18 protein-coding genes are annotated in these 23,290 nt (G+C 73.0%); 12 read left to right on the forward strand and 6 right to left on the reverse strand.

The features are described from left to right. Positions 1–474 precede the first annotated feature (474 nt). Positions 475–3,237, reverse strand: a complete 2,763-nt coding sequence (locus IGA62_RS25135) for a helix-turn-helix transcriptional regulator (RefSeq protein WP_145818569.1) — start codon at positions 3,235–3,237, stop codon at positions 475–477. Positions 3,238–4,608: 1,371 nt separating this feature from the next. Between IGA62_RS25135 and IGA62_RS25140 the strand changes: the two genes are divergently transcribed. Together IGA62_RS25140 and IGA62_RS25145 are read left to right on the forward strand one after the other, a co-directional pair. Beyond that, complete coding sequence (locus IGA62_RS25140; RefSeq protein ID WP_145818568.1) at positions 4,609–5,991, forward strand: AMP-binding protein; 1,383 nt, start codon at positions 4,609–4,611, stop codon at positions 5,989–5,991. A 146-nt stretch (positions 5,992–6,137) separates the two neighbouring features. After that, positions 6,138–6,797 carry a 4'-phosphopantetheinyl transferase family protein gene (locus tag IGA62_RS25145; RefSeq protein ID WP_190289211.1) on the forward strand — a complete coding sequence of 220 codons (660 nt, stop codon included), beginning with the start codon at positions 6,138–6,140 and terminating at the stop codon, positions 6,795–6,797. A gap of 108 nt (positions 6,798–6,905) precedes the next feature. Here the strand turns inward: IGA62_RS25145 and IGA62_RS25150 are convergent, their stop codons facing one another. Next, positions 6,906–8,312 carry an acyl-CoA synthetase gene (locus tag IGA62_RS25150; protein ID WP_145818567.1) on the reverse strand — a complete coding sequence of 469 codons (1,407 nt, stop codon included), beginning with the start codon at positions 8,310–8,312 and terminating at the stop codon, positions 6,906–6,908. Between the two features lie 238 nt (positions 8,313–8,550). Between IGA62_RS25150 and IGA62_RS25155 the strand changes: the two genes are divergently transcribed. The 4 genes from IGA62_RS25155 to IGA62_RS25170 all read left to right on the forward strand — a co-directional run bounded on the left by IGA62_RS25155 (position 8,551) and on the right by IGA62_RS25170 (position 11,698). Next, positions 8,551–9,222 carry an HAD-IA family hydrolase gene (locus IGA62_RS25155; RefSeq protein WP_198501287.1) on the forward strand — a complete coding sequence of 224 codons (672 nt, stop codon included), beginning with the start codon at positions 8,551–8,553 and terminating at the stop codon, positions 9,220–9,222. Between the two features lie 229 nt (positions 9,223–9,451). Further along, positions 9,452–10,393, forward strand: coding sequence for an ABC transporter ATP-binding protein (locus IGA62_RS25160; protein ID WP_145818566.1), 942 nt, complete (start codon positions 9,452–9,454; stop codon positions 10,391–10,393). After that, positions 10,390–11,127 carry an ABC transporter permease gene (locus IGA62_RS25165; protein WP_145818565.1) on the forward strand — a complete coding sequence of 246 codons (738 nt, stop codon included), beginning with the start codon at positions 10,390–10,392 and terminating at the stop codon, positions 11,125–11,127. Before IGA62_RS25160 ends, IGA62_RS25165 begins: the two co-directional genes overlap by 4 nt. Positions 11,128–11,419: 292 nt before the next feature. Next, positions 11,420–11,698 (forward strand): DUF5988 family protein, encoded by a 279-nt coding sequence (locus tag IGA62_RS25170; protein WP_232624767.1) that lies wholly within the window; start codon positions 11,420–11,422, stop codon positions 11,696–11,698. Positions 11,699–11,814: 116 nt separating this feature from the next. Here IGA62_RS25170 and IGA62_RS25175 read toward each other — a convergent pair whose 3' ends face one another. Further along, the gene (locus tag IGA62_RS25175) at positions 11,815–12,648 is read right to left on the reverse strand and encodes a glycosyltransferase family 8 protein (RefSeq protein ID WP_186499880.1); all 834 of its coding nucleotides are present in this window, start codon (positions 12,646–12,648) and stop codon (positions 11,815–11,817) included. A gap of 727 nt (positions 12,649–13,375) precedes the next feature. Next, positions 13,376–15,016 carry a glycosyltransferase family 4 protein gene (locus IGA62_RS25180; RefSeq protein WP_145818563.1) on the reverse strand — a complete coding sequence of 547 codons (1,641 nt, stop codon included), beginning with the start codon at positions 15,014–15,016 and terminating at the stop codon, positions 13,376–13,378. Between the two features lie 52 nt (positions 15,017–15,068). Here IGA62_RS25180 and IGA62_RS25185 point away from each other — a divergent pair, with 52 nt between their 5' ends. Next, positions 15,069–17,582 (forward strand): CHAT domain-containing protein, encoded by a 2,514-nt coding sequence (locus IGA62_RS25185; protein ID WP_145818562.1) that lies wholly within the window; start codon positions 15,069–15,071, stop codon positions 17,580–17,582. Positions 17,583–17,691: 109 nt separating this feature from the next. Beyond that, a complete protein-coding gene (locus IGA62_RS25190; RefSeq protein WP_145818561.1) occupies positions 17,692–18,270 on the forward strand; it encodes a hypothetical protein in 579 nt (192 codons plus the stop codon). A 75-nt stretch (positions 18,271–18,345) separates the two neighbouring features. Here the strand turns inward: IGA62_RS25190 and IGA62_RS25195 are convergent, their stop codons facing one another. Next, on the reverse strand, positions 18,346–18,936 hold the full coding sequence (locus IGA62_RS25195) for a hypothetical protein (protein ID WP_198501109.1): 591 nt from the start codon (positions 18,934–18,936) through the stop codon (positions 18,346–18,348). 195 nt (positions 18,937–19,131) lie between these two features. On the opposite strand from IGA62_RS25195, the gene IGA62_RS25200 reads away from it, so the two are divergent. Then, a complete protein-coding gene (locus IGA62_RS25200; RefSeq protein ID WP_186499879.1) occupies positions 19,132–20,349 on the forward strand; it encodes a low temperature requirement protein A in 1,218 nt (405 codons plus the stop codon). Between the two features lie 72 nt (positions 20,350–20,421). Here the strand turns inward: IGA62_RS25200 and IGA62_RS25205 are convergent, their stop codons facing one another. Next, positions 20,422–21,060: an SRPBCC family protein gene (locus IGA62_RS25205; protein WP_145818559.1), complete on the reverse strand. Its 639-nt coding sequence runs from the start codon at positions 21,058–21,060 to the stop codon at positions 20,422–20,424. A gap of 403 nt (positions 21,061–21,463) precedes the next feature. Between IGA62_RS25205 and IGA62_RS25210 the strand changes: the two genes are divergently transcribed. The 3 genes from IGA62_RS25210 to IGA62_RS25220 all read left to right on the forward strand — a co-directional run bounded on the left by IGA62_RS25210 (position 21,464) and on the right by IGA62_RS25220 (position 22,972). Further along, positions 21,464–21,787 (forward strand): TraR/DksA family transcriptional regulator, encoded by a 324-nt coding sequence (locus IGA62_RS25210; protein ID WP_091462436.1) that lies wholly within the window; start codon positions 21,464–21,466, stop codon positions 21,785–21,787. Between the two features lie 184 nt (positions 21,788–21,971). Beyond that, on the forward strand, positions 21,972–22,466 hold the full coding sequence (locus IGA62_RS25215; RefSeq protein WP_145818558.1) for a GNAT family N-acetyltransferase: 495 nt from the start codon (positions 21,972–21,974) through the stop codon (positions 22,464–22,466). Between the two features lie 296 nt (positions 22,467–22,762). Further along, positions 22,763–22,972, forward strand: coding sequence for an MbtH family protein (locus tag IGA62_RS25220; RefSeq protein WP_145818557.1), 210 nt, complete (start codon positions 22,763–22,765; stop codon positions 22,970–22,972). Positions 22,973–23,290 lie beyond the last annotated feature (318 nt).

Raw genomic sequence — 23,290 nt, forward strand, 5'->3', positions numbered from 1 at the left:
CCGATGCCGCCTGCGGCCCCTCTCCACCCGTACCCGAGTGCCGGGTAGGGGTGGACGTGCACCGGGCCGCGCCGCCGGGTGGACCTGGATCCTGCCCTCCGGACCGCCGCCGATAGCGGACGGTGATCCGGTTGCAGGGAGTCTGGCATCGGCACTGATGTGCGACAACGGTCGCGAGACCCCACCGTTGCGCGGGTAAACCTGTGGTCCGAATAGGCCGTTAGGGGTTGCGCCGCTGGCCGTCAGGGGTATCCGGCGATCCGGGTGAACAACCGGCGACGCCAGGATGGACGGGCGGTAGGACGCCATGGACGGCCGGCGCGACGCTACGGACAGTCAGCGTGGCAGCACGGACACCCAATGGTAGCTGTTCTACTCATGGTGTCACCACCTCTTTGTGGCGTGCACCTCGTGCGAACGGCCACCGACCGTCGACGCCGGGCGGCGTCGACGGTCGGTTGGTGCCGGGAGGGGTCAGCGGTCGAGCCGGAGCCGGGCGGCCAGTTCGCTGCGGGAGGTGACGTCGAGCTTGCGGTAGATGCGGGTCAGGCGCTGTTCGATGGCGCTGACCGTGAGGAACATCTTCTCGGCGATCTCCCGGTTGGTGTGCCCCTGCGCGGCCAGCGTGGCCACCCGGGACTCGGTGTCGTTGAGCCCGGTGAGCAGGACCATCGACTCGTCCCCGGGGTCGCCCGCGCCGTTGCGGGTGGGCCGGGCCGTCGGCCGCAGCACCGGAATCCCGCACTCGTCGGCGACGACCCGGGCGCACCGGGACACCTCCCGCGCCTGTCGCAGGTCCCCCGCCTGCTGGTACGCGTGCCCGAGATCGGTGAGGGCGTGGGCCAGCTCCACCCGGTCACCGCACTGCCGCAGCAGCCGTACGGCGCCGCGCAGGTGCCGGACACGGTCGGTGCCCTCCTCGACGGTGGCCAGCACCCGCAGCGCGGCTCCCCGGAGCCGGGCCTGGTCCGGACGCAGCCGGTCCAGTTCCTCCCGGACGAGTTTCTCGGCCTGCTGCCGGCGGCCCATGTGCCGCAGCGCGCGGGCCGCCTCGGTGCGCCAGGGCACGAGGGAGGACAGGTCCAGCCGCCAGGAGGTCATCAGCTGACCGCAGAGCTGGAAGTCGGCCAGCGCTACCTCGGGGTTGCCGGAGGCGAGCGCGTGCAGTCCACGGGCATGCAGGTAGTGCAGGCCGAACGGGGTCTCGAAGAGAGCCAGCGGTACCGGTGTACGCAGGCAGGCGGCGGCCTCGTCCCACTCCTGGAGGCAGGTCAGCACCCGGAGCCGGACGGCGAGTGGCATGCCGATCAGGACACCCCACCCCGTGGGGGAGAGCCGGCTCAGGGCCACCTCGGTCAACTCCCGGGCCCGGGTGAGGTCACCCCGGCGACCGGCCACCGCGGCGGCGAGGGCGGCGAGCAGCGCACGCGGGGTACGGTGCCGGCCGGTGGCGCCGTGGTCCAGCCGTTCGCACCAGTCACCGGCGAGGTCGAGCCGGTCGGCGTAGATCAGGGCGATCACCGCGCAGACGGCGTTCCAGATGCTCGTCTCGTCGTCCGGGCGGAGGGTGGCGAGGACGTGGTCGGCGTCCTCGGCCACGCTGGTGTCGCCCCGTTCCAGCGCCGTGCCGAGCAGGGTGACGCCCCGGAGCTGCCCCTTGACCCGGGCGAGGGTCAGCGGGTCCCGCCCCGCCGAGTGGGCGGTCGGGCCGCCGGCCGGGGTCCCCGGATAGAGGGTGGACATCCAGCTCTTCATGACGATCAGGTCGGTGGCGGAGTGCGGGTCGTGACCCTCGGCGCGTTCCCCGAGGTGCCGCATCAGTTCGAGTGCGCGGTCGGTCTGCCCGTGCCAGAGCAGGTACTGGATGGGGCCCGCGGCCTGCCGGCTGCTGAGGTGCCCGGCCTGGACGGCGGAGGCGACGCCGAGCAGGTGGGGGACGGCGGCCTGCGGATCGAGCCGCCACTCCGCGCGGGCGAGGACGGAACGGATCCGCGCCCGCAGACAGTCGTCGGTGGCGTCCCGGTTGGCCCGTCGCAGGTACTGTCGCGCCCCGTCGGCGTCACCGTCGGTCAGGGCCTGTTCGCCGGCTTCCAGCAGCACCTGGAGCATCCAGGGTTCGTCGAGCCCGTCGGTCTTGAGCAGGTGCGGGGCGATCCGTTCGGGTGACGCGCCGTCGTCGTGGAGCAGGCGGGCGGTGGCCCGTTGCAACCGGCCGCGCTCCTCCACCGTCATGCTCTCCAGCACCGCCCGGACGACCGCCGGGTGCCGGAGCCCCTCCTCGGTGACCAGACCCGCGCTGGTCGAACCGTCGACCGCACGCACGTCCGGCTCCCCGGGAAGGTCGAGAAGCAGGGGCAGCAGCGGGCCGCGCGTCGGCCCACCGGTCACCGCGAGCACCCGGGCGGCCTTCAGCACGAGGTGCTCGCACCGGTAGAGGCAGCTCACCACGGCCTCGCGGAAGGCCTCTCCGGTAACCGGCCGGTCACCACCCGCGCCGGTGAGGTGGTCGTCGGCCAGGGCGTGCACCAGCAGGGGGTTGCCGCCGCTGATCCGGTGCGCCTCGTCGGCGATACGGCGGGCCACCGGAGCGCCGAGCCGGTCGGCCAGGACGCGGTAGGTCCCGTCGGGGGAGAGTAGGGGGAGCCGTACGCGGTGCGACCGCGCGGGCTGCAACAGCTCGGTGTGGATGGTGGGATGCCACGGCCGGGTGCGGTGCGCCTCGGTGAGGACGATCAGCACGGCCAGGCCGGTGACGCGTCGGGCCAGGTACGCCAGGCAGTGCAGCGACGGCCCGTCGGCGTGGTGCACGTCGTCGACCGCGATGACCAGGGGCCGCTGCGCGGCGAGTGCCAGCAGCTCACCGCCGATCGCGGCGGTGAGTGGGGCGAGGGCATCCCCGCCGTCGTCGTGCGCCTCGGACCAGGCGAGGGCACCCCGGTCGAGCAACCGCCCGAGCCGGTCCCGGGTGCTCTCGTCCAGGGACGCCCGACGGACCAGTTGGCGGATGATCTCCAGGGGCACGGTGCGCTCGCTGCGGGAGGCGCTCGCGACCAGGAAGCTGACGTCGGCCTCGGCGCACCGCCGGGCGAACGTCTGCAACAGGCTGGTCTTGCCGGTACCGACCGGCCCGCTCACCACCGTCACCGGTCCGGACAGCGACGGCTCGTCGGCCCGCAGTAGGTCGTTGAGCCGATGCGTCAGGATGTCGAGCTGCCGGTCCCGCTCGGTGAGCGTCATCGGGCGGGTCCTGTGGCGGGCGCGGTGACCGAGGTCGCCTGGTTGTCCATCCGCTGTGGTCTCCCATGTCACTCAACGAAGTCAGAGACCCACAAATCCTTGACCAATTTTGCTGCGGAGGCCGATGACGTTCGTGCGGCGTGTGCCCATGCATTCCCTAATTCGGGGGCTGCTCCGACGTGTCCCCGGCTATCGATCTCAGTGCATGATGTGGAGTATGGCAGTCCAGCAATTGAGCGGCAAGTCGATCCATGTAAAGGATAGACAAACCTGCTCTGTCGCGCCACTGGCCGTGCGAGGTGCCGTCCGGCCGGAAGCGTAACGTCATAGTGGCGATTCGGAGCGTGACATCGAACATCCTCTCCCGGCTGGTCGTGGCGTATTGCAGGCTACCCGCCAATGTGTTTTCAGGGTACCGGCATTGCGTTCGTGAACGGCTATGCCGCCGACTGCGACGCCGGGAGCGCTTCCGGTCGCGGGTGGCGTCCATTTCATCCGTGGCTGTCCGGTATTGGGGGACGCGGGTGGCGGCACGCTCTCCGACTCGGGGCTCGTCCGGCGGTGGGCCCTGGCTGGCGTGGGGCCGATTGTGGCGTCCTGTCGCCCGCCTCTGTGCGGTCAGGCCGGATCCTCGTCACACATGGTTCCGACCCGCTGACATGCGGGAGGGGGTTCGGCCCCGGGGGTCCCGCCGGCCGGGTGCGGCGGTCCCCGCGCGGGTGCGCCGCCCGGCGTCGCGTCGCTGTCGGATCCGCCCCGCCGCCGCCGGGGATCCCGGATGCGGTATCGTTTCGCCGGCCCGTCCCGGCCCCATTGGCGCCTTTTCGCATTCGGTCGGCGCGGAGTGGGGCAAACCGTCCGTCAATGAGTAATTGAATCGGGAAAGCAAAACCCCGATCAATGCTGATTGGTTTTCGGTCAGCGCCGTGGATTGCGACCATCGGCGGTGCGCCGTTCTGCGACGCGGTTCTCGCCGACCCTTCCGGGCCGTTGCCCACGCCTTCGCCCCAACCGGGGAACTATTGGCGGAAACAGGCGCACCTTCGTGTGGGCATTCGGCCCTCGCCGGCCCGCGCCGGCAGTGCTCCGCCGGTGATCGGCGGGCCGACCGCACCGGAGCGCGTCGGACGGCTGCCGCCGTCGTCGAGGCGGGACGTGGCACACCCCGTGCCCCCGCCCCGCAGGTGTGGGCCGACAAGCAGGCTAGGGGTTGTCGGCGACCCGGGGGCAGCCTAATTTCGGGGAATCCGCTCCGATTGGGAGACGACCGGACACCGAGGCCCCCGCACACCCGGAGTACGAAGGGTTCCCTGGCGCGATGCTCCAGCCACTGCCGAGACTCGTCGACGCCGCCGACAGGGGTTAACTCGGATGACTCTGCTGCCGGCACTCCGCGGGTCCGGCGTCGACCGGGCCGACGCGCTCCGGGTCGCCGGCAGGACCCTTTCCAGCGAGGCTCTCGAGGGCTGCGCCAACGCCGTCGCCGACCGGATCCGGGGCGCACGCGCGGTGGCGGTCGAGGCCACGCCGAGCATCGAGGCGATGGTCGGCATGGTGGGAGCCCTCCAGGCGGGCGTACCGCTGGTGCCGGTGCCGCCGCTGGCCCCGGCGGAGGAGCGTCGCCGCATCCTGCGCGAGTCCGGCGCGGACCTGTTCCTCGGTGCCGCCGCCGACGGTACGAACCTGCCCGTCGTCCCCGTCGACCTGCGGCAGCGGTCCTGGGCAACCCAGCCCGAGGCGGAACCCACCGCCGACGCGGTCATCCTGTACACCGGTGGGGCCGGCGGATCGTCACGCGGCGTCCGTATCTCCCGCCGGGCGATCGCCACCGAGCTGGACCTGCTGGCGGACGCCTGGCGGTGGTGCGCCGACGACGTCCTCGTCCAGAAGGCGCCGCTCTTCCGGGCCTACGGCCTCGTCGCCGGCCTGTTCGGCGCGCTGCGGGTGGGTAGCCGCTTCGTCCACCTCGACGAGCTCCCGGCCACCGGTCCGGTCGGCACCATCTACCTGGCCGTGCCCGGCCAGTGGGCACGGATCGCCCGGGACGTCCCGTGCGCCCGGGCCCTGTCCGGGGCGCGGATCCTGGTCTCCGGCGACGCGCCGCTCGCACCGGCGGTGAACGAGCGGATCCGGTTGCTCACCTCGCACTCCCTCATCCAGGGCTACGGCACCACGGAGACCCTCATCGCGGTGACCGGCCGCGCCGACGCGCGCGGTACCCCCGACACCGCCGGGATCGCCCTGCCCGGCGTGCAGACCCGCCTGCTCGGCGGGGACGGGCGGCCGGTGCCCGCCGACGGCGAGTCCGTCGGCGAACTGAGCATCCGCGGGCCGACGCTGTTCAGCGGGTACGTCGGCCAACCGGACCAGGTGACCCCCGGCGACGGGTGGCACGCCACCGGAGACCTGGCCACCGTCGCCCCGGACGGCTGCCACCGGATCCTCGGTCGGCGTCGGGCCGACGTGGTGCACTGCCGTAACCAGGCGGTACCCGCCCGGCAGGTCGAGGAGGTCCTGCTCACCCACCCCGGGGTCCACGACGTCGCCGTGGTGGGCGCGCCGCACCGCGCCCTCGGCGAGATGATCGTCGCGTACGTCGTGGCGGCGGACGGACTCACCGCGCAGATGCTCATCGACCACGTCGGACGGATGCTGTCGGCCGCCCACCGGCCCCGTCGCGTGTACTTCGTCGCCGAACTGCCCCGCAGCGCCCAGGGGCGGGTCAGGAAGTCCCTGCTGATCGCTGCGGGGTGAGTTTCCGGAGCACCGCCCGACCGGTCGACGCCCGGACCGACGGCGTCACCGACCCCGCCGGCCACCCGTAGTCGACCCCTACCGGCGGGTCGCGGGCGACGCTTCCGGGGTCGGCGCGGGACGACGCGGCGCCTAGCATGCCGGGTGTGATCGAGCGGATCCTGCCCCCGGCCGTCGTGGTGGTCGAGTCCTTCACCGACCCGACCGACCTGACGCTCCACCCCGACGAGGAACCGTTGGTCGCGAACGCGGTGGAGAAACGCCGCCGGGAGTTCACCACGGTGCGGGACTGCGCCCGCCGCGCCATGGCCCGGCTGGGCATCCCCCCGGCCCCGGTCCTCTCCGGTGCGCGGGGCGTGCCCATCTGGCCGACCGGCGTCGTCGGCAGCATGACCCACTGCGACGGCTACCGGGGTGCGGCCCTCGCCCCCGCGGCGTCGGTCGCCTCCGTCGGGGTGGACGCCGAACCACACGCGGCGCTGCCCGACGGGGTGCTCGACGCGATCGCGTTGCCCGCCGAGCGGACACGCACGGCCGCGCTGCGCGCCACCGACCCGACGGTGTGCTGGGACCGCCTGCTCTTCAGCGCCAAGGAGTCGGTCTACAAGGCATGGTTTCCGCTGACCGGCCGATGGCTGGACTTCTCCGAGGCCGACATCGTGGTCGATCCGGACGGGACGTTCGCCGCCCGGCTGCTCGTGCCCGGGCCGGTACTGGGGGGCACGCAGGTGACCACCTTCCCCGGCCGGTTCCTCGTCGACGACGGACTGATCCTCACCGCCGTCACCCTTCCGCCAACCGCCTGACGGCACGCGCCCGGCACCCGCGTCGGGTGTTTGCAGGGGCACCTTGCTCATCACCAGGCGGTAGCAGGGGGCCCCTGCAACCAACGAGCACCCCAGCGGCGGTGGGCGTCAGACGTCGGTGAGGAGGTTCTTCTGCACCTTGCCCATCGCGTTACGGGGGAGGTCGTCGACCAGCCGTACCTGCCGGGGCCGCTTGTGCACCGACAGGTGCCGGGCGACGAACTCGATCAGCTCGGTCTCCCGTACGCCGTCGCCCACCACGAACGCGGTCACCTGCTGCCCCAAGTCCGGGTGCGGGATCCCCACCACCGCGGCCTCCCGGACGCCGGGGTGGGCCAGCAACGCGTCCTCGACCTCACCCGCGCCGATCCGGTAGCCGCCGCTCTTGATCAGGTCGGTGGCGGCCCGGCCGACGATCCGGTGCCAGCCGTCCGGACCGATGGTGGCCACGTCGCCGGTGCGGAACCAGCCGTCCGGCGTCCGGCTCGCCGCGTCGGCGTCCGGCCGGTGCAGGTACCCGTCGAAGAGGGTGGCCCCCCGGACCTGGAGTTCGCCCATGGCGACCCCGTCGGTGGGTACGGCGTCGCCCCGCTCGTCCACCACGCGGGTCTGCACGCCGGGCAGCGGCAGTCCCACCGTGCCGGCCCGACGCGGCCCGTCCGCCCGGGCGCTGACGGTGATCAGGGTCTCGGTCATGCCGTACCGCTCGACGACCCGGTGACCGGTCAGCGCGGCGAGACCGCCGAAGACGGTCTCCGGCAGCGCGGCACTCCCGGACACCAGCAGCCGCGCCGGGCGCAGCGCCCGGGCCACGGCCGGGTCCGCGGCGATCCGCGACCAGATCGTGGGTACGCCGAAGTAGAGCGTGCCGGCCGCGCTCGCGTACCGCTCGGGGCGGGGACGGCCGACGTGGTGCAACCGGCTGCCCAGCCGGAGCGGGCCCAGCACACCGAGGACGAGACCGTGGACGTGGAACAGGGGCAGGCCGTGCACCAGCCGGTCGTCCGGCGTCCAGGACCAGGCGTCGGCGAGGCCGTCGAGGCAGGCGGCGACCGCCCGCCGGGAGAGCACCACGCCCTTGGGTGCGCCCGTGGTGCCACTGGTGTAGAGGATCAGCGCGGTGGCCTCCGGCGCCGGCTCCGGATGGTGGGTGTCCGACCGCCGGTCGAGATCGACCGGTACGACCGGTGGACCGGACGGATCCGTCGGCTCGGCGCCGGCGGGACCGAGCAGGACCTCGGCTCCCGAGTCCCGCAGGATGTGGTCGCGCTCGCGTGGCCCGGCGTCCGGTGGCACCGGCACCACGGCCGCGCCGGCCAGCAACCCGCCCACGACCGCGACCACGGTCTCCAGGCCCGAGGTGGCCGTCACCGCCACCCGCCGGACGCCGCGCAGGTCGTCGGCGACCGCTGCGGCCGTCCGGCGCAACTCCACCCAGGACACCGACCGGTCGTCGACCCGGATCGCGTCCGGCCGCTCGTCGGTGGACTCGGACAGCCAGCTCAGCAGCGGCACGACGGCGCTCCTTCTGCGCGGACCACCCGGCGGCGTGCCGCCGGCCGGCGGGGGCGCGGGCCCCGGTACGGTCGGTGGGCGGCCGGGACGCCCCTACGCGTCCGGCCGGACGCCTGCGACCGTAGTCGGGCCGCACGGGGGTCGGCCACCCCTATCGGTCCGGGCGTGTCGTACCACGGCGGTGGCGGAGGAGGTGGCACCCGTGTCCGGTTCCGCAGGCCCGGTGGGAGCTGGCCCGGTGGGAGCCGGCCCGGCGGGTGGGCCGCTCGTGCCCGGCGGGGTCCGTGCGGTCGTGCTCGACCTCGACGGCGTGCTCGTCGACAGTCTCGCGGTGGCCCGCACGGCGTTCACCCTCGCCTACCGGGAGGTGGTCGGCGACGGCGTCGTCCCGGTCGACGAGTACTGTCGCCACCCCGGCCGGTACCTGCCGGAGGTGCTGCGGCTGATGGGCCTGCCGGCCGGGATGGCGGAACCGTTCGCTCGGGAGAGCAACCGCCTGGCGCACCTGGTCACGCCGGTGCCCGGCGTACCGGAACTCCTTCGACAGCTGCGTGGGCACGGCATCGGCCTGGCCGTGGCGACCGGACGCAGCGGGGAGCGGGCCCGGTTCGTCCTGGACCGGGTCGGTCTGCTGCCCCTGGTCGACCACGTGGTCGGCGCGGACGAGGTGCCCCGGCCCAAGCCCGCCCCGGACATCGTCCGCCGGGCCCTCGACCTGCTGGACGTGCCACCCGGACGCGCGCTGATGGTCGGCGACGCGCCGGCGGACCTGGCCAGCGCCCGGAGCGCCGGAGTGGTCGCGGTGGCCGCGCTCTGGGGCGAGTCGGACCCGGAGACCCTGCGGGCCGCCGCCCCGGACGTCACCCTGACCCGGGTCGGGGAACTGGCGGCGCTCTGCCTCGGCGGCTGACCGACAGGACGGACACTCTGCGTGAACCCGTAGAACCCCTGACGGGCCGGTGGTTTCCGGGTCTACACCCCGATCCATCGTCCAACGGGTTGATCACCGCCTCGGTTGCCCGGATGATGGGCGGCGTCGGCCCCCGGGTCGATTCCGGATCGTTTCCCACTCACCGACGCCGCGACATCCCGAGGGTCCCGCCCTCACGACGGCAGCCGCACGTGACGGAGGACCACCCATGCCGGTCATCGAAGTCGAGCACCTGCACAAACGGTACGGCGACAAGGTCGCGGTCGACGACGTCTCCTTCACGGTCGAGCAGGGCGAGATCTTCGGCGTGCTCGGACCGAACGGCGCGGGGAAGACCACCACCGTCGAGTGCGTGCAGGGGCTGCGCCGCGCCGACGGTGGGCAGATCCGGGTGCTCGGTCTCGACCCGGTGCGGGACCGCACGGAGGTGCGCCAGCGGGTCGGCGCCCAGTTGCAGGAGAGCCAGCTCCCCGACAAGCTGCGCGTGCGCGAGGCCCTGGACCTGTACCGGTCCTTCTACCGCAACCGGGCCGACATCGACGAACTCCTGGCGGATCTCGGTCTGACCAGTCAGCGGGACACGGCCTTCCACAAGCTCTCCGGTGGCCAGAAGCAGCGCCTCTCGGTGGCGCTGGCCCTGGTGGGGCGTCCGGAGATCGCGATCCTGGACGAGCTGACCACCGGGCTCGACCCGCAGGGTCGGCGGGACACCTGGGACCTGGTCGAACGGATCCGTGACCGGGGTGTGACGGTCGTGCTGGTCACCCACTTCATGGAGGAGGCGGAGCGGCTCTGCGACCGGCTCGCCGTGATCGACGGCGGCCGGGTCGTCGCCATCGACACCCCGTCCGGTCTCCTCGCCCGCGTCGGCTCGGCCCACCAGGTGCACTTCCGTCCGCTCGACCCGCTCGACGAGGCGGTGCTCGACGCGCTGCCGGAGGTGACCGGTGTGCGCCGCAACGGCGACGAGGTGACCGTGAGCGGCCCCGAAGGCGTGGCCCAGGCGGTGCTCTCGGCGCTGGCCGACCGGAAGGTCCGCTACAGCGGGCTGCGCGTGGAGCAGCCCACCCTGGACGACGCCTTCGTCTCCCTGACCGGTCGTGCCGTCCGGACCGGTGCCACCCAGACGATCGACGAGAGGTCATCGTGAACGCCCTGTCCAAGCTCGTCGCGGTCGAGGCCAAGCTGTTCCTGCGCGAGCCGGTGTCGTTGTTCTTCGTCTTCGCCCTGCCGCTGGGGCTGATGCTCGTGTTCGGGCTGCCCTCGCGCGGCGCGACGGAGGGGGGCACCGGTCAGCACGGCGAGCTGACGTTCCTCCCGGCCCTCGCGCTCTCCCTCACCATCGGGATGCTCGCCCTGTTCACCCTACCGATGGCGCTGGGCATCTACCGGGAACGGCGGGTGCTGCGCCGGCTCGCCACCACGCCGGTCAACCCGGCCCTGCTGCTCGTCGCGCAGGTGGTGGTCAACCTGGCGATGGGCGTGGCCGGTGCGGTGGTGACCGCCATCGGCGTCCGGTTCCTGCTGGACCAGCCGGCCCCGGCCAACGTGCCGGGCTTCGTGCTGGCCTTCCTGCTCGGTGTGGCCTGCCTGTTCGGGCTCGGGCTGCTCATCGCCGCGCTCGCCCCGTCGGCCCGGTCGGCCCAGTCCATCGGTCCGACGCTCTTCTTCCCGTTGCTCTTCCTCGCCGGGGCCTGGCTGCCGCGCGACCAGATGCCGGCCGTGCTGGCGCGGATCGGTGACTACTCGCCGCTGGGGGCCACGGTGGACACGGTCGCCGCGGCGTGGGCGGGGGACGCTCCGGCCGTACCGCAGCTGGTGGCCCTGGCGGTCACCGCCGTGGTCGGTTGCCTGCTCGCGGTCCGCTTCTTCCGCTGGGAGTGAGGGGCCCGGCCGCTCCGCCCGTGACGGTGGCGCGCCGGCGGAGCCCAGGCTAGGGGGCGACTAAGGGTTCTGGCCGGGTGTGACCTGGATTACGTTCATGGCGGACGAGGGGCCGTCTCACCTGCGGCGGGACCATTGGTCCCGCCGCTTGCGTCTCCGGCTGACGGGACGCTGCGGCCCTCTCGTCGGCACCGGCGCCGCGGCAGGGACCGGCGCATGGCGAGGCGGAACGACGAGCGACGGAGGTCGTGCGATGACAGGTTCTTTCGATCCCGCCCCCACAGTCCGGACGGTGGATCCCTTCGTCAACGGTGACGACCGGATCGCCTCCTCAGCACAGGTACGAACCGACATCGTCCGGGAGGCCGGCGGTATCGTCGACGCGGTTCTGGAGGGTGGGCCGACCACCCTGCCGGCCGAACTGCGCAGCCACCGGGTCCCCCTGGTGGAGCACAAGATCAAGGTACGCCACTACGGGGGGTACGAGCACTTCGAGCGGGACACCGCAGGCGTCGCCGACGGCGCGCCGGTGGTCTTCCGGTGGAGCGGCCGTACCCGGATCGCCGAGTAGCCGCAGGCCGGTCGGTGAACGTCCAGGATCCGGTGTCCGGCGCGGTCGTGACCGGTCGCGCCGGACACCGGATCCGGGTGGGTGGCGGGGGAGCGGGCGACCGCCCCGGTTGAGGTCTACCTGCCGAAGGTCCGGGTCAGGCCCCCGCTGGTGCGTCGGTGCCGCCAGTACAGGTCCCGCCGGGCGCCCTTGGCGAAGCCGGGCTGCCACGGCTTGACCGGTCCGGCCATGTGGAGAATGGCCGAATCGCTGAGCTTGCCGCCGAACTCCGGCTCCAGCCGCCAGGCCATCAGGTCGTTCCACCGGTGGGACAGGCGCAGCCAGTTGCCGTAGGTAGCGTAGTTCAGGGCGTCCTGGTCCGGGTAGCGCGACTCGTGTGCGTGGCGGACGAGGTAGGCCAGCGACTTCTCGGTGACCTCGCACTCCTTCCACCGGGCGACGTCGATCAGCAGCACCCCGGAGTTGAAGTAGAAGCCCTTGGGGTCGAGATTCTCGTACGCCGCCAGGCCCGGGATGCCCCCCATGTCGTAGAGCCGGCGGTTGAACGGGTCGCGGACCGCGCCGAGCGGGACGCCGCCCATGTCCATCTCGAACAGCGGCTGGAGGCTGTTCGTCACCAGGGTGTCGCAGTCGAGGTACAGCACCCGCTCCACGTCCTGCGGCAGCGCGGCGGGCACCAGCAGGCGCAGGTACATCGCCGGGGAGAGGTACGCCATCACCGGGTCGTTCCCCTTGGGCAGGTCGACCGCGGAGGCGTCCACCTTCAGGTACTCGATGGAGGCGTGTGGCCCCGCCGCCTTGGCGATGGCGGCCCGCGAGGAGGCTGACACGTCGTCCGCGGCGATCAGCCAGTACCGGAGCGTCTCGCCCGGGTTCGACTCGGCGACGGTCGACACGACGACCGCGGCGTGCGCTGCGTACGCGGCGTCAAAGGTCAGGGTGAGGTCCACAGGCGCTCTCCTGGGCACAGGGTGCGGTAAACCCGGAGAAATTAACCTGACAATTGCGAAGCAGGCAAGGGTGTGAACGTTCGTTTAGGGGTTCGGAAATCAAACCCCCAGAAAGAACCCTTCAATTCGGCCCCATCGCTGGACACCGCCGCGTCGGTCGGTCGCGGTCGTGCCGGCCGCTCCTGACCGGCGGCGGGGCGGTCGTGCCGTGACCGCGTCGGCGCTGGTGGGACGGGGTCCGGTGGGCTGTCGCCCCTGCACCGTACGGCAGGTGCGCCCGCCGTGGAGGCTTTCGGGCGGGGATTCCCGGACCGGTGGCGGAATGCGTCCGGAAAGGCCATTCCGGCAGGTCCGGACGGTCGGTCCCGTGCCGATGTCACGACCCTTGCGAATTCGAGGCGCTGGCCGGCAGGGCCAGTCACGTCCCACCGGGGATGAGGAACCGGGCGGACGCAGACGAGCGTCGGATCGGGGCCGATCCAGGCGAAGAGGGTGCCGGCGGTCAGCGGCCCGACGACGTCGATCACCGGGAAGGTGCTGAGGTCCAGGGCGTTCGCCCGGTCGTAGGCGGCTTCGGGGATGAACCGCGCGAAGAGCGTGCGGACCCCGCCCGAGGTGAGCGGGCTGGTCAGCGAGTAGAGCGTGAGCAGCGTGAAGAGGGCCGGTGCGCTGAGCGCGTCGACCCGCGACAGCGCGGTGATCAGGCCGGCTGGGCTGCCGGCGACCGTCAGGGCAGCGTGCGCAGCACGGCCGCCGCCGCGTCCGCGCTGGTGACCCGATCGGCCATGGTCCGGCGGATCCGCTCGGCCGCGGCGAAGGCACCCGACGGATCGCGCAGGACCCGGGCCGTGTGGGCGGCCCAGACCCGCGTGGCGACCGACTCGTCGACGTCGATCGGCAGTACGGCCAGCGCCGCGTCCTCCGGCGGCAGCACCTCGTGCAGCAGCCTCCCCAGCCCACTGTTGGCGCTGACCAGCAACGGGGTGCCGGCGACGATGGCCTCGAGTCCGACCAGGCCGAAACCCTCGGCCCGGGAGGGCATGAGCACCAGGCTGGCCCGGCGTAGGTCGTCGCGGACGTCGCCCGCGTTGGTCGAGTAGGCCCGGGGAGTGACCTGCAGGCCGGGGCGGCCCGCCCACCCGAGGACCATCTCCCGCAGCGTCCCGTGTTCGGTCGGCGGCACGCCGCGCAGCAGCAGTTCCGGCTCGGTGCCGCCCGGGCTGAGCAGTTCCACCGCCGCACCCACCGCGCGCGCCGCCAGGTCGAGCCCCTTGACCGGCCAGTCGTCGAGCCGCCCGGAGAGCATCACCTGGCGCTGGTGCCAGCGGGACGGGGTCCGGGGCGTGTCGTCGTCGAGGTCGAAGCCCGGGTCGATCCGTCCGGGCGCGGCGACGTCGGGATAGGCGGACAGGTCCCGTTCGAGGAGACCGTGCAGCAGCGGCCCCACCCCGAAGGCGCGGGTCGCGGTACGGGCCAGCTCGATGTCCTCCTTCCAGCGCCGTTCGGCGATGGCGCCGGCGTCGGGACGGTCCCGGCGCTGCCACTCGATGTGGTCCGACCAGGTGTGCACGACGTGCGCGCGGGCAGCCGAGCGGAAGTGGTCCTCGACCAGGATCCGGGCGTGTCCACCGGTGATCCGGCCGTGCCCTACCACGAGGTCCGGCTCCCAGCCGTCGGGCAGCGGCGGCCGGCGGAGCAGCGCGTCCCGCTCGGCGCTGTCGGCGGCCGCCGGGGGAGCGGCCACCAGGGTGACTCCGGCGGCCCGGGCGTGGGCGATCTCCTCCGGGGACGGCCGGAGCACGACGCAGACGACGCCCGCGCCGGCCCGGGCGAGCGCGGCGCACAGGGCACGGTTGAACGTGCTCAGCCCGCCCTTGGCGGAGAACCAGTGGGTGTCCAGCGCGAGCACCCGGGGCGACCGGCCCCCGGCGGGGCCGGCGGCCGGCTCCGGCTCCGGGGCCCACCCGTTGCCGGTCCATCCCAGCGGCCCGGTGGGGGCGTCGGGCAGGACGGTGGCGAGCAGTCGGGTCGCCGCCTCGGGATCGCGCGCCCGGACCCGGATCACCCGGTCGGTGGAACGCAGTTCCACCTCGACGAAACCCGGCACGGCCGTGGCGATCAACCAGTCCCGGGCGACCCGGGTCACCCCGGTGACGACCTCCGCGCCCACGCCGGCGAGATCGTCGAGGAGGGTGACCACCGCCACCGGGTTGAACCGCTCCCACAGGGGGCCCCGGTCACCCAGGTCGAGCCCGGTCCGCGCCGACAGCCCCAGGTGCTCCAGCCGGGCCGTGAGCCGCGCCCGGGCCGCGTCGTCGACGTCCTCGACGAACTTGACGACCGCCTGCCCGGGAGCCGAGTGTGTCATGGGCACCATGATGACAGTCCACAGTCGATGGTGTGGGTGGGATGGTGGCACGATGAGCCGTCCCGGACCATGGTCGACCCTTCTCGACCACCTCGTCGATCCCGCCGCCGCGTTGCCGCCGGACCATCCCCACCGGACCGCGGCCGAACGCCTGTACGCGGAGCGCGGCTGGGAACCCCTGGCCGATCTCTACCAACGGCAGTCCGCGGTGGCCTGGCGGGAACAGCACCGCGCCCTGGCGCTCCGGCTCCTGCTGGCCGAGAGCCGGGTGGCGCTGCGGACGGGCGACCGGGGACGGTTCCACGACGCGGTCGTCATCCTCGCCCAGTGGCACCGGCTGAGCGGGGGATTCACCGCCGCCGAGGTGTGGAACCGCGTCCTGCTGCGGGAACCCCTGGGCGCCGACACCGCCCGGCTCCACGCGCAGGCGTGGCGGGAACTGGCGGCGGTGCGGGAGGTGGCCTGCCAGTACGACGAGGCCCTGTCCTGTTGCGAGCGGGCCATCGCGGTGTGCCACCGGTACGCCGACGCACCCGGTGTCGTCGGGCGGCACGTGCGTGCCCTGTTGCAGGCGGCGGCGGTCCAGCGGATCCAGGGCGAGCTGGTGACCGCCCGGGAACTCCTGCGCGAGGCCCGCGAACTCGCCGAGACCCGGGACGTCGACGCGTTCACCCGAGGGCTGGTCTCGCTCCGGGGGGGTGGTCTGGAGATCGTCCTCGGGCGGCCGGAGGAGGCGCTCGCCGCCTACCGGCGCGCCGCGGCGGCGTTCGAAGGCGTGAGCGAGAACAACCTCCTGTACACGCGGGTGCGCGAGGTCGCGGCGCTGCGCGCGCTGGGGCGGCCCGAGGAGGCGCTGCGTATCACCGCCGACCTGGCGGACCGGTTCCGGGCGCGCGGCGACGCGTACCGGCTCGGTCAGGTCCTGCTGGAGCGGGCCGAGGTCCTGCAGAGCCTGGGGGACACGGCCGCCGTCGCGGCCACCCTGGAGGAGGCGAGGCCGTACTACGAGCGGGCCGACACGCTGGAGGCGCTGCGCTGGCACCGACACGTCGCCCGCAACCTCATCGCCTCGGGCGGCGACGGGGCGACCGTGGCCGGGCACCTGGCCGTGGTGCTCGACCTGGCCGGACGTCCGGGACGGCAGGACCTCAACCGGACCATGCTCGCGCTGCACGACCTGCACCGGACGCCGGAGACCGACGCGCTGTCGCCGTCGCTGCGGCACGCCGCCGGGCGGGGCGCACTGCTCGCCGCCGACCTGCAACGCGACTCGCTGCACGAACCGGGGGTGCGCTGGGCGATGCACGCCCAGCGGGAGGAGGTGTACCAGGCGGCGGTGCTGGCCCACACCGGCCTCGACGAGCCGGAGAGCACCGCACGCGTCGCCGAGACGGGCCGCGCGGACGTGCTGAACCAGCTGCTCGCCACCCGGTCGGGCGGGTCGGAGGGCACCGTCGCCGAGTCCCGGATAGCCGCGCCGCCGGCCGATCCCGGGTCGGCCGACCAGGTCTTCGCGGTGGCCCGGCTCGCCGTCGGGGCGATCCGCTCCGGACGGGCTCCCGACCGCGTGTCGCTGCCACCGCTGCCGGGTCACCTGCCGCCGCCGGCAGTCCTGGACACGATGGCCGACGTCGTGGTGGTCGTCAACCTGGGGCGCGGCCCGGACGGCTGGTGGTCGTCGGTCCTGACCAGACCCCGGCACGGCGCGTGGCGGGCGGCCCTGCGCACCGCCTCCGCGGCGTTGGCGGACCGGCTCGACAGCCTGGTCGCCGGGGTCCAACTGCCGCCCCGTGGCGTACCCCGCGCGGTGTGGGAGGAACTCGGCGCGTTCCTGCTGCCCGATCCGGCCGTCTGGGCCGGTTCGCCGGAGCGTCCCCGATCGGTGGCGATCACCCCGGACCCGAGACTGTGGCACCTGCCGCACGCCGCGTTGCGCCGCGACGGTGCGTACCTCTGCGACGTGGCCGAGGTGAGTCTGACGCCGAGCCTGCGGACGCTGGAGCTGCTGCTGACCCGTGCCCCCGGCGCGACGCCGACCGGCCCGGCGGTGAGCCTGCTCGACCACGGCCTGCCCGGCCATCGCGTCGAAGCGGCCGCCCTCGACGGCTGGCCCGGCGGCCACCGGCACGTCGCCGGGCTGTCGGCGGTCGACCAGGTGGCGGATCCGGCGCTGTTGTACGTCTCGGGGCACGGTGACCGTCCCGGTGCCGCCGCGCTGCTGGGGCCGGACGGTGTCACGATGGACGGCCTCGCCCCCCGACGGCTGCCGCCGCTGGTGGTCCTGAACGGCTGCTGGAGCGGCACGGCGTCGAGTCGGTACGGCTACGACCCGTTGAGTCTGGCCGTGGGTGCCCTGCTCGGTGGTGCCGACACGGTGGTCGCCGGCATCGGGCGGATCGGCAGCGTGGCGTCGGCGCACGTCGGCGCGCGGCTCGTCCACCAGGTGGGGCGGGGCGTACCGGTGCTCACGGCCCTGCGACACGCGCAACGGGAGATCCGGGCGGAGCATCCCGATCTCGGTCCGTTCGACTGGGCCGGCCTGTGCGGCGTGGGTGCCGGCAGGTGATCTGCCGGTCGCCGGCGATTCCCGGCCGGTTTCCCGGTGTTTCCTCGCCTGCGTGAACTGGATACGACCGTCCGTGGTGATCGCGTCACGCTCGGGACAGACTGGACGGGTGGAGTGGATCCCGGTTGTCGGCGTGGTCTGCGGGGCGGTCATCGCCCTCGCCACCGCCCTGATGGTGGAGTCGAAGCACAACCGCGCGCTGCGCCGTCAGCACCGTGAGGCGGAGCGGGTTCGGCACTGTCTGGAGTTCGCCCTGGCGCTCGACGCGGCGCACAGCGCGCTGCGGGAGGTCGCCCAGGGCCACGACGATCCGCGGGACCGGCTCCGGCCCGCCAACCGGGCGGTCCATCAGGCGGGCGTCTTCGCGGCCCGGGAAAGGCTGCTCGTGTCCGGCACGGTGGATCTCGTCAAGGCCGGGGAGCTGGCCTACCACCGGTTGATCGCCGTCCGCAACGCGGTACGGTCGGGCGCGACCCTCCCGTCGAGGGAGTACCACCTGGCCTACCACGCGTTCGCCGAGGCGGTCTGGCAGCTCAGGATGGCGGCGCGTGCGGACCTCGACCAGGCCGTGCTGGCACCGGCGGACCTGGACCGACGGAGCTGGTCGGAGCGGGAGGGCTGCTCCGCGTGCGTCGCACCGGCCCGGGAGGGGCCGGGAGCGACCGCGGCGGCTACCGGGCCGAGTTGACCCGCGGCGTCGGCTACCGGGCCGACGTGACCCTCGGCGTCCCCCACGAGGCCGGGGCGACGGCGGGATCGCGCGTCAGTCCGGCAGGAGACGGCGCAGGACGCCCCGGGCGGTGGCGACACTGCGGTAGGACTGGACCAGGTACGAGCCGAGCACGATGTTCGCGCCGGCCAGCGCGGGCACCGCGTACTGGGCGATGCGCTGCCGGCGCTGCCACACGGCGATCTCCTCTGGGGTGCCCGTGGTGGGCAGGGTGGCGTCCTTGACCTCCACCTGACGGCCCCGCTGCCGGGCCTCCTCGGCCAGCTGGCCGATGCGGGTGCCGCAGTACGCGGCGTAACCGGTGGCCGCCGCCCCGAGCACCGCGGTACCCGCCTTCGCGAAGCCGATGGACGCGAAGCCCTTCTGCAACGCCATCCGGCGGCCACCGGTGCGGGCGAGGTAGAGGCCGGCGATCAGGGTCGCGCCGATGCCCGCCCACTGGACGGGACCGAAGCGGCTCCACGCCGACTCCGCCACCCGGATGCGGTCGATGCCCTGCGTCAGGTCGCTGCCGGATTTGTTCACCCCGGCCACCCCCATGACGGTGCCGCCGAACCACAACGCCGATCCGACGTCGTGGACCGCCTGGGCGACGGCGTGATTGTCGGTCGCGGTCATCTGCATGGCTGGCTCCCCTGGCTGCGCGTTGGGTCTGCGGTCGATTACCCACCGTAGGACGGCGAAAGTGATCCCCGCCCGCGTTCGCGGGAACTGGGACCGTTCCGGGTGACGCGTCGGGGACCACCGCTTGCGACCCGGTGGGAGGGAGGATGGCCATCCCGCCGGTGGACCGGGGTGTCACCGGCGAGCATGGCAGTCATGGGCATACGCCGGACGACGAGGTGGGGGCAGGATCTGCTGCGCCGCCGTGAGGACGTGCGGCAGGCGAACTTCCTGGAACTCTTCGTCGACCTGGTGCTGGTCTTCGCCCTCTCCGGGGTGGTCAACCGGGTCGTCCGCGACATCGTCGACGACAACCCGGTCGTGCGGGTGCGGTCCCTGGGCTACCTCCTCGTCCTGGCGCTGCCGCTGATCTGGCTGTGGGTCACCACCGCGCACATCACCAGCTGGTTCGACCCCCGTCGCCGCCGGATCCAGTGGATGGTGCTGGCCAGCGCCTTCGGGCTGCTGGTGATGTCGGCGTCGCTGCCGGAGGCGTTCCGCGGCCGGGGGACGGCGTTCGTCCTGCCGTACGTGCTCCTGCGCGTCGTCCGGCCGCTCATCCTGATTCCGGCCCTGCGCGGGCACGCGCTGCGTGACCTCTACCTGCGGTCGGTGCTGTGGTGCGCGGCGTCCGCGGCGATCTGGTTCAGCGGCGTGGCCGTGGCCGGTGACGCGCGGGCCGCCGTGTGGGCGATCGCCATCACGGTGGACCTCGTCGCGGCCCACCTGCGCTGGCCGGTGCCGGGGCTGAAACGCCCGCCGATCGGCGCGTGGGCGATGGACAGCGGCTACCACTTGCCCGAGCGCTACCAGCAGTTGCTGATGATCGCTCTGGGCGAAAGTGTGCTGGCGGCCGGCATCACCTTCGCCGGCGAGCGTTTCACCATCGCCACCTGGACCGCGCTGGTGGTGGCGTTCCTGTCCACGGTGCTGCTGTGGCGGATCTACTTCTACCGCTCCGGGCAGGTGCTCGCGGAGGCGGTCGAGGCAGCCGGTGACCGTATCGCGGCCGGGCGGGCGGTCGGCGTGGCGCACCTGGTCATGGTGGTGGGCATCGTCGCCACCGCGGTCGGCTTCGAGGTCGTCCTGAAGTATCCCGGCGGCCGGCCCGAGCCGTCGTGGCTGGCGGTGATCATCGGGGGGCCGGCGCTGTTCCTCTACGGCCGGATCCGCCTGGAACGTGTCGTCTTCAACCGCCTGTCGCGGCGCCGGGTCGTCGCCATCGCCGTCCTGGCGGCGGTGTCCGTGCCGCTCACGTTCGCCCCGTCGCTGGTGGCCCTGGTGGTCGCGATGGTCGTGCTGCTCGGCGTGGCGTCCGCCGACGCCTGGCACGCCGCCGGGCGGCCCAGCGAGTCGCCCTCACCCGCCCACTGACCGGGACGCCCCGGCGCGGCGGCCACGGCCCTGCCCGTGCTCCGGGCAGGGCCGTCGGCGGGTGGGACCTGGTCAGTCCTGCCGGTCGGCAGCGGCCACGTCGGGGGCGAACTGCGCCAGGGACACCTCGGTCGCGGCGGTGATCTCCTCGGGGCTGGCCGTTCCGGAGGCCGTGACGACGTCGATCCAGGCGTGCACGGACCCCCGGGAGAACTCCTGCCCCTGCGGCGAGTTCGCCGCCGCGACCGGGTCGTCGCTGATCTCTCCGCGAACGAACAGGTCCAGGGCCAGGAGCGCGCCGTCCCAGCCGGGACCCACGTAGAGCGCGCCCGCGCCGCCGCCGGCCAGATCGACGGGTACGGTGTGGACCAGTTCGAGCGCGGTGTCGTCCTCGTCGGTGGCGGACAGTCGCAACTCGACCAGGCTCGTGGGCGCGCCGAAGGTCACCCGGAGCAGCCGGGGCGGTTCGCAGGTCAGGATCTCCCCACCCGCGTTGCCTTCGAGCTGGAACGTCCCGCCGACCCGTAGGTCACCGCTGATCGGCAGGAACCAACGCCGGAGCCGCTCCGGGTCGGTGACCGCGTGCCAGACGTCGTCGATCGGCGCGCCGTAGTCGCGCCGGAGCAGGACCGTGACGATCTCACCGCTATCGGAGGGTTCCCTGCTGACCTGGCGGTGGATCGCGCTGAGCTGGTTGACGATATCGATCATCGATCTTCCGTTCCTGTTGGTCGGGCCGTGACATTATCAACAAAGACTTATATAAGTCACGCCTGAACCGTCTGCCGCGCCCACGGGTTCGCCCGGTGCCCGGTCAGGGGCGCGATGTCCGGTTGGCTTGTTCGCGGGAACGGCCTATGGTGGGCCGATGCGCCCGCTCGTCCGTCCGTTCCGCGTCACCTCGGTGGCGGGTGCGGCGCTGCGCGGGGGAGCGGGGAGCGCCGGTGTCGCGTGCCCGCCCACGGTGGTCCGCTGCGGGCTGCCGAGCCCGGTGCCGGCCGGTCGCGGCCCTCCCGGAGATGACCACCCAGTGGTCGACATCGGTCATCTCCCCAGGGCGAAGCGGCATACCGCTTCGGCCTTTTTCTTTTTTCCCGGACGAGAGGGCATCGACATGAGCATCCAGACCCCCGACACGACCCAGCCGCAGTGGCTGACCGATCTGCGCGCCACGCTGGTGTCCCACTTCGAGGAGCAGAGCGCCAGGCTGACCCAACTGACCGCGGACACCGGAGACCCGCAGCAGGCACACACCCAGGCGGCCCTGGTGGCGGCCACCCGGCAGAGCCTGGAGCAGATCACCGGCGCACTGCGGCGGATCGCCGAGGGGCGCTACGAGGTGTGCGAGAAGTGCGGCGGGGCGATTCCCGTCGAGCGCCTGCAGGCACTGCCGCACGCCCGGTTCTGCGTGCCGTGCCAGCAGAAGCACGGCCACTGACCACTCTAACCGCAGCCCGCAGGGCCGTCTTGCGAGGGAGCGAGGCGGCCCTGCCGCACGTGCGGGCAGCCGGCGGGGACGGGTAGCCGGCGGGGACGCGGTGGCCGGTGGGCCGGCTGCGGCGGGGGCGCGGTGCGCGGATACCGGGTTGCCCGCGTCCCGTACCTGCGGCAGCCTCTCCCGCATGGTGGCGACGCGTGTGCTCACCGAGGGCGATTGGAAGACGTGGCGGGAACTGCGGCTCGCCGCGCTGTCGGAGGCGGGCTACGCCTTCGGTGCCCAGCTGGCGGACTGGCAGGGTGACGGCGACCGTGAGGAACGCTGGCGCGGTCGGCTGGCCATCCCCGGCTCGTACAACATCGTGGCGATGCTCGATGGGCAGGCCGTCGGGATGGCCAGCGGGGTGCCGACCGAACACGACGGGGTCGTCGAACTGATTTCGATGTACGTGGCACCTGCGGGACGTGGCCGGAGCGTGGGTGACCACCTCGTCCGGGCGGTCGAGCAGTGGGCCCGGCGGGTGGGCGCGCGGACGCTGCGGTTGGCCGTGGCGGAGGGCAACCGGCACGCCTGGGCCCTGTACCAGCGGAACGGCTTCCGTGACACGGGTGAACTCGGCGGCCTCATGCCCGACGGTCTGCGCCGCGAGCACGTCATGACCAAGACCCTCGGAGGTTAGTGGTCGGCCGGCGGGACGTCGAACCCCTGCCCCTCACCTTCGTGCCGCCGAGCCGACGCGCCGGACGGCGGGGAATCGGCGAAAACGGTTACCGTGCGAGATGTCGGCGTCACCGTGGTGACGCTTTTGCGGTCGGCGTCCGTTCGCATCACCGGTTCGACGTCGATGCGCGATCAGTCAATTCTCGACAATCGATCGGGTGGTCGGGCATCGCCGATCGGTCAACTATGACCAGTCGTAATGGACGGTACAGTCGCGGTCTAATTCGTGGGCCTGAGCGCACCGGGAGAGGGGCGATGGGGGAATTCGAGGACCGACGTCGGTACCAGGTCGTCGTCAACGACGAGGAGCAGTACTCGATCTGGCCGGACGGGTCGGACATTCCGACCGGCTGGCGGCCGGTGGGTGTCAGCGGTGACCGGGCCGTCTGCCTGGCGCACATCGACGAGGTCTGGACCGACATGCGCCCGCGCAGCCTGCGCGACTGGCTGGGCACCCGCGACTGACCCGCCCGGGAGGCCGCCGCAGGCCGTGACGTACCCGGTTTCGGCGGTGCGCACGGCCGGCGCCGCCTGACGGGAACGCCGACCCGGGCCCCGGTCGGCGTTGTGCGGCCACCTACTCCAATAGTCCATTGTGGAGTTTTCCCGGTTGCCACAAAAGCCTCTCTCCTCGGGCGAACCGCCGCTGATCCGTCCGATCCAGACCGTTATCGGGCGACCGGCACCGGGATCGCAACTGGTTGACAGACCTGAATCGCCCTCGTAGCTTCTTGTCTGCCGTCCCCGCCACCGTAAATCGTGCTCACCAAGGCGGATCACGGG

The organism is Micromonospora sagamiensis, assembly GCF_014680085.1.
Taxonomy (GTDB): Bacteria; Actinomycetota; Actinomycetes; order Mycobacteriales; family Micromonosporaceae; genus Micromonospora; species Micromonospora inyonensis.

Coding starts and splice junctions, on each gene's coding strand:
- IGA62_RS25185 (WP_145818562.1), top strand. CDS start 15,069: ATGAGCCGTCCCGGACCATGGTCGACCCTTCTCGACCACCTCGTCGAT.
- IGA62_RS25195 (WP_198501109.1), bottom strand. CDS start 18,936: ATGCAGATGACCGCGACCGACAATCACGCCGTCGCCCAGGCGGTCCAC.
- IGA62_RS25180 (WP_145818563.1), bottom strand. CDS start 15,016: ATGACACACTCGGCTCCCGGGCAGGCGGTCGTCAAGTTCGTCGAGGAC.
- IGA62_RS25160 (WP_145818566.1), top strand. CDS start 9,452: ATGCCGGTCATCGAAGTCGAGCACCTGCACAAACGGTACGGCGACAAG.
- IGA62_RS25140 (WP_145818568.1), top strand. CDS start 4,609: ATGACTCTGCTGCCGGCACTCCGCGGGTCCGGCGTCGACCGGGCCGAC.
- IGA62_RS25220 (WP_145818557.1), top strand. CDS start 22,763: ATGGGGGAATTCGAGGACCGACGTCGGTACCAGGTCGTCGTCAACGAC.
- IGA62_RS25210 (WP_091462436.1), top strand. CDS start 21,464: ATGAGCATCCAGACCCCCGACACGACCCAGCCGCAGTGGCTGACCGAT.
- IGA62_RS25215 (WP_145818558.1), top strand. CDS start 21,972: ATGGTGGCGACGCGTGTGCTCACCGAGGGCGATTGGAAGACGTGGCGG.
- IGA62_RS25135 (WP_145818569.1), bottom strand. CDS start 3,237: ATGACGCTCACCGAGCGGGACCGGCAGCTCGACATCCTGACGCATCGG.
- IGA62_RS25205 (WP_145818559.1), bottom strand. CDS start 21,060: ATGATCGATATCGTCAACCAGCTCAGCGCGATCCACCGCCAGGTCAGC.
- IGA62_RS25200 (WP_186499879.1), top strand. CDS start 19,132: ATGGGCATACGCCGGACGACGAGGTGGGGGCAGGATCTGCTGCGCCGC.